At 63.9% G+C, this 7,054-nt stretch carries 6 protein-coding genes and 1 pseudogene; 3 read left to right on the forward strand and 4 right to left on the reverse strand.

The window, feature by feature from the left end:
• From HP499_RS18130 to HP499_RS18140, 3 genes are all read left to right on the forward strand, one after another.
• The coding region (locus tag HP499_RS18130; protein ID WP_172325585.1) for an iron chelate uptake ABC transporter family permease subunit at positions 1-202 on the forward strand (202 nt) is incomplete at its 5' end.
• Positions 199-1,038, forward strand: a complete 840-nt coding sequence (locus HP499_RS18135) for an ABC transporter ATP-binding protein (protein WP_172325586.1) — start codon at positions 199-201, stop codon at positions 1,036-1,038. The genes HP499_RS18130 and HP499_RS18135, both read left to right, overlap by 4 nt.
• Positions 1,039-1,075: 37 nt before the next feature.
• On the forward strand, positions 1,076-2,095 hold the full coding sequence (locus tag HP499_RS18140) for an ABC transporter substrate-binding protein (protein ID WP_253951678.1): 1,020 nt from the start codon (positions 1,076-1,078) through the stop codon (positions 2,093-2,095).
• A 108-nt stretch (positions 2,096-2,203) separates the two neighbouring features.
• Here the strand turns inward: HP499_RS18140 and HP499_RS18145 are convergent, their stop codons facing one another.
• The 4 genes and pseudogenes from HP499_RS18145 to HP499_RS18160 all read right to left on the reverse strand — a co-directional run.
• Positions 2,204-3,868, reverse strand: coding sequence for an amino acid ABC transporter ATP-binding/permease protein (locus tag HP499_RS18145; protein WP_172325587.1), 1,665 nt, complete (start codon positions 3,866-3,868; stop codon positions 2,204-2,206).
• The gene (locus tag HP499_RS18150) at positions 3,865-5,616 is read right to left on the reverse strand and encodes an ATP-binding cassette domain-containing protein (protein ID WP_172325588.1); all 1,752 of its coding nucleotides are present in this window, start codon (positions 5,614-5,616) and stop codon (positions 3,865-3,867) included. Before HP499_RS18150 ends, HP499_RS18145 begins: the two co-directional genes overlap by 4 nt.
• Positions 5,617-5,629: 13 nt before the next feature.
• Positions 5,630-6,799, reverse strand: a complete 1,170-nt coding sequence (locus HP499_RS18155; RefSeq protein ID WP_172325589.1) for a hypothetical protein — start codon at positions 6,797-6,799, stop codon at positions 5,630-5,632.
• A pseudogene (locus HP499_RS18160) lies at positions 6,799-7,054 on the reverse strand (hypothetical protein); the annotation flags it as partial. The gene HP499_RS18155 and the pseudogene HP499_RS18160, both read right to left, overlap by 1 nt.

Genomic DNA, 7,054 nt, shown 5'->3' on the forward strand with positions numbered 1-7,054 from the left:
GGTTGGCTCGGACCATCGAAAAATGCTCCCGGTCACGATCTTCGGCGGCGCCCTGTTCCTCATGTTCACCGACCTCCTGGCACGCACCATCGCCCAACCGGCGGAGATCCCCTTGGGCATCCTCACCGCTACTGTAGGGGCGCCGTTCTTCCTGTGGCTCATGCGCAGCAACGGAGCTGTCCGCGGAGGTATCAAGCGATGAATGTTGAATTCAAGAACGTGAGCGTCGATTTGGGGAGTACGCGCGTGGTCCACGATGTCAGTTTCCCGGCACCCAGCGGCTCGGTAATCGGGATATTGGGGCCCAACGGTTGCGGCAAATCAACCCTTCTCCGCACCCTCTACCGGGTGAATAAACCATCAGCCGGCTGTGTCCTGCTTGATGGCGAGGACGTCCGCCGTCTTAGCTCCCGGCAAATGGCGCTAAGAGTGGCAGTCATGGCCCAGGAATCAAGCCAGGACTTCCCCATGACGGCCCGAGAGGTAGTGATGCTGGGCCGCGCCCCACACCAGCACGGTTTCGGTGCCGATTCCCCCCAGGACCATCACCTGGTCCACCAAGCACTGCTCGACGTCGGTGCCTCCTCACTCACGGACCGATACTTTGCCGGATTGTCCGGTGGCGAAAAACAACGAGTGCTGCTGGCTCGCGCACTTGTCCAGGAAGCACCGGTACTGGTGTTGGACGAGCCCACCAACCACCTCGACATCGCTTTCCAGCTGGAACTCATGCAGCTGGTCACCTCACGGGGACGGACTGTCCTGGCAGCCCTGCACGACATGAACCTTGCAGCAGAATTCTGCGACCACATCGCGGTCCTGCAGTCCGGGAAGGTGCAGGCCTTCGGTCCGCCGGCATCGCTGTTGGACCCGGAGCTCATCCGGGACTGCTTTGGGGTTCAGTCACGGAAGCTAAAGCATCCACTCACCGGCAGGCCGCTGATCGCCATAGCAGCCGCAGCACCGAACGCAGCCGCAGCACCGAACGCAGCCACGGCACCACACAAAGACCCTGAGCTATCTGCGTCCCGCCCCTGAAGTTTCTCATCACAAACACAACCCTGGAGGCACATCCATGAAGAAATCCACCCTGCCCAAAACGGCTGCAGTATTGTCCGTGATGACGCTCAGCGGAATGCTGCTCGCGGGCTGCGGACAGGCTGTCAGCCAAAGCCCTGCAACGGAAAAGGCCGGCAGTGCGGTCAAACCCGCCGGCACCATCGAGAACTGCGGACGCACGCTGACCTTTACCTCCGTACCGGAGCGCATCGTGGCCATGACACCTGGACAGTCCGAGCTGTTGGTTAAGCTGGGCGCCGCGAACAAGCTAGCCGCTGAGGCTCAAACCAAGGGCCGCGAGTTGCTGCCGGAGCTGAAGGAGCGCGGTGTGGTCAAACAACTGAGCGATCAGATGCCGCCGTCGCGTGAAATCCTGCTTGGCGCCAATCCCGACTTCGTCTACTCGCCCACCGCCTACGAATTCACAGCCGAGCAAGGATTTGCGAGCATTGAACAGCTCAAAGCCGCTGGGGCTGAGTCCTACATAGCCATTGCAGGATGCATGGAACGCCGGAGCAAGGCGGAGGTCAAGGACATCCTCACTGATATAGAGAACATTGGTGCGATTGTTGGCGCCGGCGGCAACACCGCAGCCGTGCGAACGGAAGCCGCTGATCTGCTGTCCTCGGTGGAGAAGGCAGTAGACGGCAAGGACAAGCCCACCGTGGTGGAGCTTTTCGTGGAAGGAAACTCCATCGCGGCCATCGGAGCCGGCATCGAGTACGACATGATCAAGACCGCAGGCGGCAAGAATCTCTTCAGCCCCTCCGACGAGGCATTCGCCAAATTCTTCTCGGCGATGATCTCCCCGGAGACATTGGTGGAGAAGAACCCCGAGGTGATCGTGTTCACCACCTTGGATAAAGCCCACGAGGACGCCACCCGTACGTTCCTCAAAGAGAAGTTTCCCGAGGTAGCCGCAGTGAAGAACAACCGCCTGGTTGCCATCAGCTCGGACGACGTCATGCCCGGCACGTGGGGCAACCTCCGTGCCGTGGAGCAGATCGCGAAGGGCCTGCACCCGGAAGCGTTCTAACCCCTTCCAGCCTCCGCGAGTTTGGCAGTTGGCGCCCATGTTTTTCAAAAATATGGGCGCCAACTGCCGTCTCGCAGGGGGAATGAGCGGGCACTGGGGGTGATACAGCTACTCCCCCAGATGCACCCGGCGGTCGCAGGCGGCAAGGGTGGACTCCCTGTGCGAGACCGTGATGACCGTGGTCTCCCCGGCGATCCCTGCAAGAGCCTCTACCAAGGCATTTTCCGAGGCAGGATCCAGGCTTGCAGTGGTTTCATCCAGCACCAGAACCTTGGGCCTCATCAGCAACGCCCTCGCCAAACAAAAGCGCGCCATTTCGCCGCCGGACAGGCTCATCCCCTGCTCACCGATCACAGTATCCACCCCTCCGGCCCAGCGATCCCCGACGAGCGGAAGCCCCGCACGTTGCAAAGCCTCCAGGACCTCGGGCCCGGTTGCCGCGGGGCATGCGAAGTGCATGTTCTCCAGGACGGAACCGTGAAATACCGGCGAGTCCTGTTCCACCAGTGTGACCATGCGCCGGAACGAAGCCTCATTCACCGCCCAGGCATCAACCGCCCTGCCCTCACGCGATACCAGCGAAATGCTCCCGGAATCCGGGGCCCAGAGACGCACTAAAAGCCGGGCCAGCGTGGTTTTCCCCGCACCTGACCGGCCGCTGATCCCCAGATGCTCCCCCGGTGCTACGGACAGTGAGGTCGACCGCAAAGCCGGTTCGCCGTCGTCGTAGGTGAACTGCAGGTTCTTCACCTCGATACCCAGCGGCCCGTCGGGTTCAAATTCCGTGGTCCCGGGTGCCCGGCCCGTGTTCGAGGGCAAGTTGATCCCCTCCGAAACGCGGTGCGCACTGGCGCGGTGCGGCTGAAGTTGCGTCACAGTGGCCACGCCTTCAGAAATCGGGGCCAGTAAGGTCAAGGTCCCCGCAACCAATGCAGGCAACCACACCGCATCCAGCCCCGGCGTGGAAATTGCGGCCAGGAACACCGCTACCACAGTGCCCACAACGCATAGCTCCCGCAGCGAGGCCGCCAAAGCGAGGAAAGAGCTAAGTTTGCGTTGCCCGGCGTCCACCACGAGGCTCTGTTCCGCCAACTGACGCTGTGCATGCTCCTGGAGACCAAACCCCAGGATCTCCCGGGTTCCTGCCAACAGGTCCACCGCAAGGACCGAGACCGCAGTCCGGGCTTCCTGAACCCTCGCTCCCAGCACGGCACCCCTTCGCAGACCCGGCAGCGTCACCGCCATCAACGCGGCGAACCCCAGTAGCAACGCCCCGCCAATCTCCGGGCCGAGCGGCCGTAGGACCGCTACGCCGGCGATGAACAGTACTGCCGCTCCGACAAGCTGGGCAACAGTATGGGCGTAGAAGAACTCGAGCTTTTCGACATCTCCCATGGCCGTTGCAGCAAGCTTGCCGGTGTGCTGACCAGGTTTGCGGGACGGGACTCCGCGGGCGAAACCATTAAAGAGTGCGATCCTTAGTGCCGCCAAAATCCTGTAAGCGATGCTGTGCGAAATATCCATCTCATGCCAGGTGAGAACGGCCCGGAGGATCACTGCTGTGATTCCGAGGATCCACCAGGCCGGAGCGGCGGTTTCCTGACGTATGACGGCCAAGGCAACCACGTAGGAACCGGTGACTGCCAGGACAATGAGCGCCAGATTGTTCAGGATGCCCACCGCCGCGGTCCACACCATGGCCGCCCATTCACCGGACATATACGGAATCAGGCCCAGCAGCGGGTTACGTGGAGTTCGGGCTGTAGCACTCATAGCGTGGCTGCTTCCGGTTGCCGGGTTGTCAGGAGTTGACCTTCGCTAAGACGAAGTACGGTGTCTGCGGCGGCAAGGGCCTCGGGACGATGAGCGATCATGAGGACAATGCGCTGGGAGGACACCCGGCGAAGACCTGCCAGGACGAGTCCGGCAAGCTCGGCATTGAGGGCAGACGTTGGCTCGTCCAGCAGGAGAACCGGCCTGTCGACCAGGAGTGCCCGGGCGATAGCGAGTCTCTGGAGCTGACCGCCTGATACCGAACCGCCGCCTTCGGACAGCACGGTATCCAAGCCCTCAGGCCATTGCCGCAGTTCCTCCCCCAGGCCGGCTGCGTCGAGGACACTCCAAAAATGCGCCTCGCTGGCAGCAGGCGCTACCACTCGCAGGTTCTCCCGGATGGTCCCCGGAAAGAGGTAGCTGCGCTGGGAAACGACGCTGACATCACTGGGCCTCAGTGGCCGGCCATCCAAGCGAATCCGGTTCTCCCCTACGGGAAGGAATCCCAGCAGGAGATCGAACAGCGTGCTCTTGCCCGCCCCGGACACGCCTGCGAGCGCGGTGAGGCCCCCGCGCCGGATCCGGGCTGAGGCCTGGTGCAGGACCCAGGGGTCGGCGTCGGAGTAGCGGAAGCTCACCCGGTCCAAGGTAAGAGTTTCGGGACGGTCCAAGGCATTGGCATCATCAGGCGACGTGGGAGCCTTGTGGATCGTCGCCAGCTCATGCACCTTCTCCAGCCCGGAGTCCGCCTGCTGTCCTTCCCAGCGTGGGGTGGGCTTGCCGTCGTCGGCACCGCCCGCTGCATCAATGCTCCCCAAGGCAGAGAGCCCCAGATACCCGGCGTGCCACTGCCGGGCCAGGTCCCGCACCGGCCTGAACACCTCGGAAGAGAGCATCAGGAGGAAATAGGTCATGCCGGCAGATCCGGGCCCGGCCAACGGGCCTTGTCCCATGGCTGCGATCGCGGCCATTGCCGCTGCAGCCAACAATCCTGCCTGGATTCCGAAATCTGCCAAGGCGGTGTCCACCAAGGAGGTGCGCATTGTTGACACCGTTGCCCGGTGCAACTGCTGCGAACGGTTGTTGAGCCTGGCCCGTGTCCGGGGAACGGCGTGCAGGATCTTCAGCGTGCGCATGCCTTGGAGTGCTTCCAGAAAATCGGCACTGAGGGCTTCGTAACTGTCCCAGTGGTGCTGTCCGCGTTTGGCCAGCACCTTGCTCCAGAGTTTAGGGGCGCCAACGGCTACTGCCACGGCGAGGGCCAGGGCCAGAGCCAGGAGGGGATTCAACCAAGCGATCCATAGCAGGAGGGCCGGCACCACTATCTGAAGTTGGAAGGCATGCGGGATGTACTGGCTGATGTAGGTGTCCACTCCATCAACGCCTTCACTGAGGGCCAGCCGCCGGGCTCCGCTCCGTTCAGAGGTGTCCCTCAATCTCTCGGGCTGGAGCAACCGGTGGGCCAAGGAGCGCCGAACATGGAGGCGAACGCCGGATCCCAGGGAGCTCGCCAGCCGGGCGTGGAGTTGCTGGAGCACCAGTCGGCCAACCCCGCAGGCGAGTACACCGACAAGGTACGGAACCAGCGGCCCGTACATTCCGTCGTCGTGGGCTGCGGGCTCCCGCGCCATCAGCACCAGGGCCGCGAGCGCTTGGGCCAAGAACCAGGCCTGCAGCCAATAGCTCGCGGTGGTGGCGCACAGTAACGCCGTGACGCCGAACAGTGGGCCGCGGTGACCGGACGTCATCTGAAGGAGCCTCTTATTGACCAGCATGGGCGGGCCATTCGTGGGTGTTGTGGTCTGATTCCCGGGGGACGATTCCGAGTCCGTGAAGCGTCGTCCACCCGTGGTGCGTCCCTGTCCATCCGCCGACGGGTCTGAAATCGAGACTCGTGTCCGTCCCCAGGGCGGTGTAGAGGATGTGTGCTGCGAGCGCGGCAGACCACCACATCGACTCGTGGGTGGGCGTGATGGAGGTTTCGAAGACCACTAAGGCGTGGAGATTGCGTACCCAGTGTTGGCCTGCGCACCGTTGGGGCAGCAGTGGTGACTTCATCAAGTGCCCGGTGAGGAGCCGGATACGGCAGGACGACGGAACGGGCTCCGGGAAGGTGGGCAAGGAACTGTCCAACAGCCGCTGAAGTGCCGTGTTCGAGTCATTCGCGCGGCTTGCCCTGGCGCGAGGACCGCTTACGTCCGCACTCCTCCGGGTCGCCAGCTGCGCTTCGGTCACGCCGGCGATCCGTGGACCCGCAGTGTCCTCCCGCGTGTTCCCGATGCCCCCGGATGCAGCACCGAGTGTCACTGCAGCCACCGTGAACTCCGGGATCGGCCCGGGCCAGTGTTGTGGTGCCAGGACGCTCCACCCGGCGGGCACCTCAAGGGCTGCGGCATGGTGCACTAGCGCTACGGCCGCATACGCGGTGTCGGCGATCAACAGGGGTCCCGCCCGGTGGTGGTACTTCGAGGCGGTGCGCTGGGTCAGCACAGTCAGTACGACGACGGCTCCCCGGCCGGGGGCACGCACTCCGGCTGAGAGGTGAGCGACGGCGTCCTGTCCGTGCAAGCGCAGCAGCCCGCCGTCACTGGTGCCCTCAGCGTGGCCGTGATGGAACATGTACGTTCCGGGCGGGACGTCGCAGCCGGCCCCGCAGAGGACCCTCAGTTGCACCGGGTAGCACCCACCGGCCGACGGTACTGCGCGTTGACGGACCTTTCCGGGTAGTCCAGTGGCCGGGTTGAGGTGGAATGTCTCGCTCCACCAGAGGGCCCGCAGCATGGCGGTGACCGGAATGCCTGCCGGGCCCGGCGGTTGGGCAGAGCCTCGGGCCGGGGCGTTCCGGGGACCAGGTGGCTGCACGGGCCCGGGCATTTCGGAAGTCCAGGCGCGGGCAAGGCCTTCGGGGAGGAGCACGTCGGGTATTTCCATTACATATGGGGAGGCGGGGCGAGGGTGAAGTCCTGGGGGCGCGATGGCACGGTTTCCCTCCAGCCGCGTTGGAGTGCCGCTTCCCCGAATCTGGGACAGCCCAGGTATGAGAAGGCGGCCGGGGCGTTGGGTACCAACCCTCCCACCACTGCGCGGACTACGCTCAGGCCGGTGCCGCGGACATCGGGGGTGGTCAGTTCACGGGTATACACGGTGTGGCCGCCTGCCTTGAGGCGCTCATGGAGTGCCGGCATG

It is taken from the genome of Paenarthrobacter sp. CM16 (assembly GCF_013179505.1).
In the GTDB taxonomy this organism is placed as follows: Bacteria; Actinomycetota; Actinomycetes; order Actinomycetales; family Micrococcaceae; genus Arthrobacter.

Excerpts from the sequence above, each read along its gene's own strand:
- HP499_RS18135 (WP_172325586.1), top strand. The coding sequence starts at position 199 with ATGAATGTTGAATTCAAGAACGTGAGCGTCGATTTGGGGAGTACGCGC.
- HP499_RS18140 (WP_253951678.1), top strand. The coding sequence starts at position 1,076 with ATGAAGAAATCCACCCTGCCCAAAACGGCTGCAGTATTGTCCGTGATG.
- HP499_RS18145 (WP_172325587.1), bottom strand. The coding sequence starts at position 3,868 with ATGAGTGCTACAGCCCGAACTCCACGTAACCCGCTGCTGGGCCTGATT.
- HP499_RS18150 (WP_172325588.1), bottom strand. The coding sequence starts at position 5,616 with ATGACGTCCGGTCACCGCGGCCCACTGTTCGGCGTCACGGCGTTACTG.
- HP499_RS18155 (WP_172325589.1), bottom strand. The coding sequence starts at position 6,799 with ATGGAAATACCCGACGTGCTCCTCCCCGAAGGCCTTGCCCGCGCCTGG.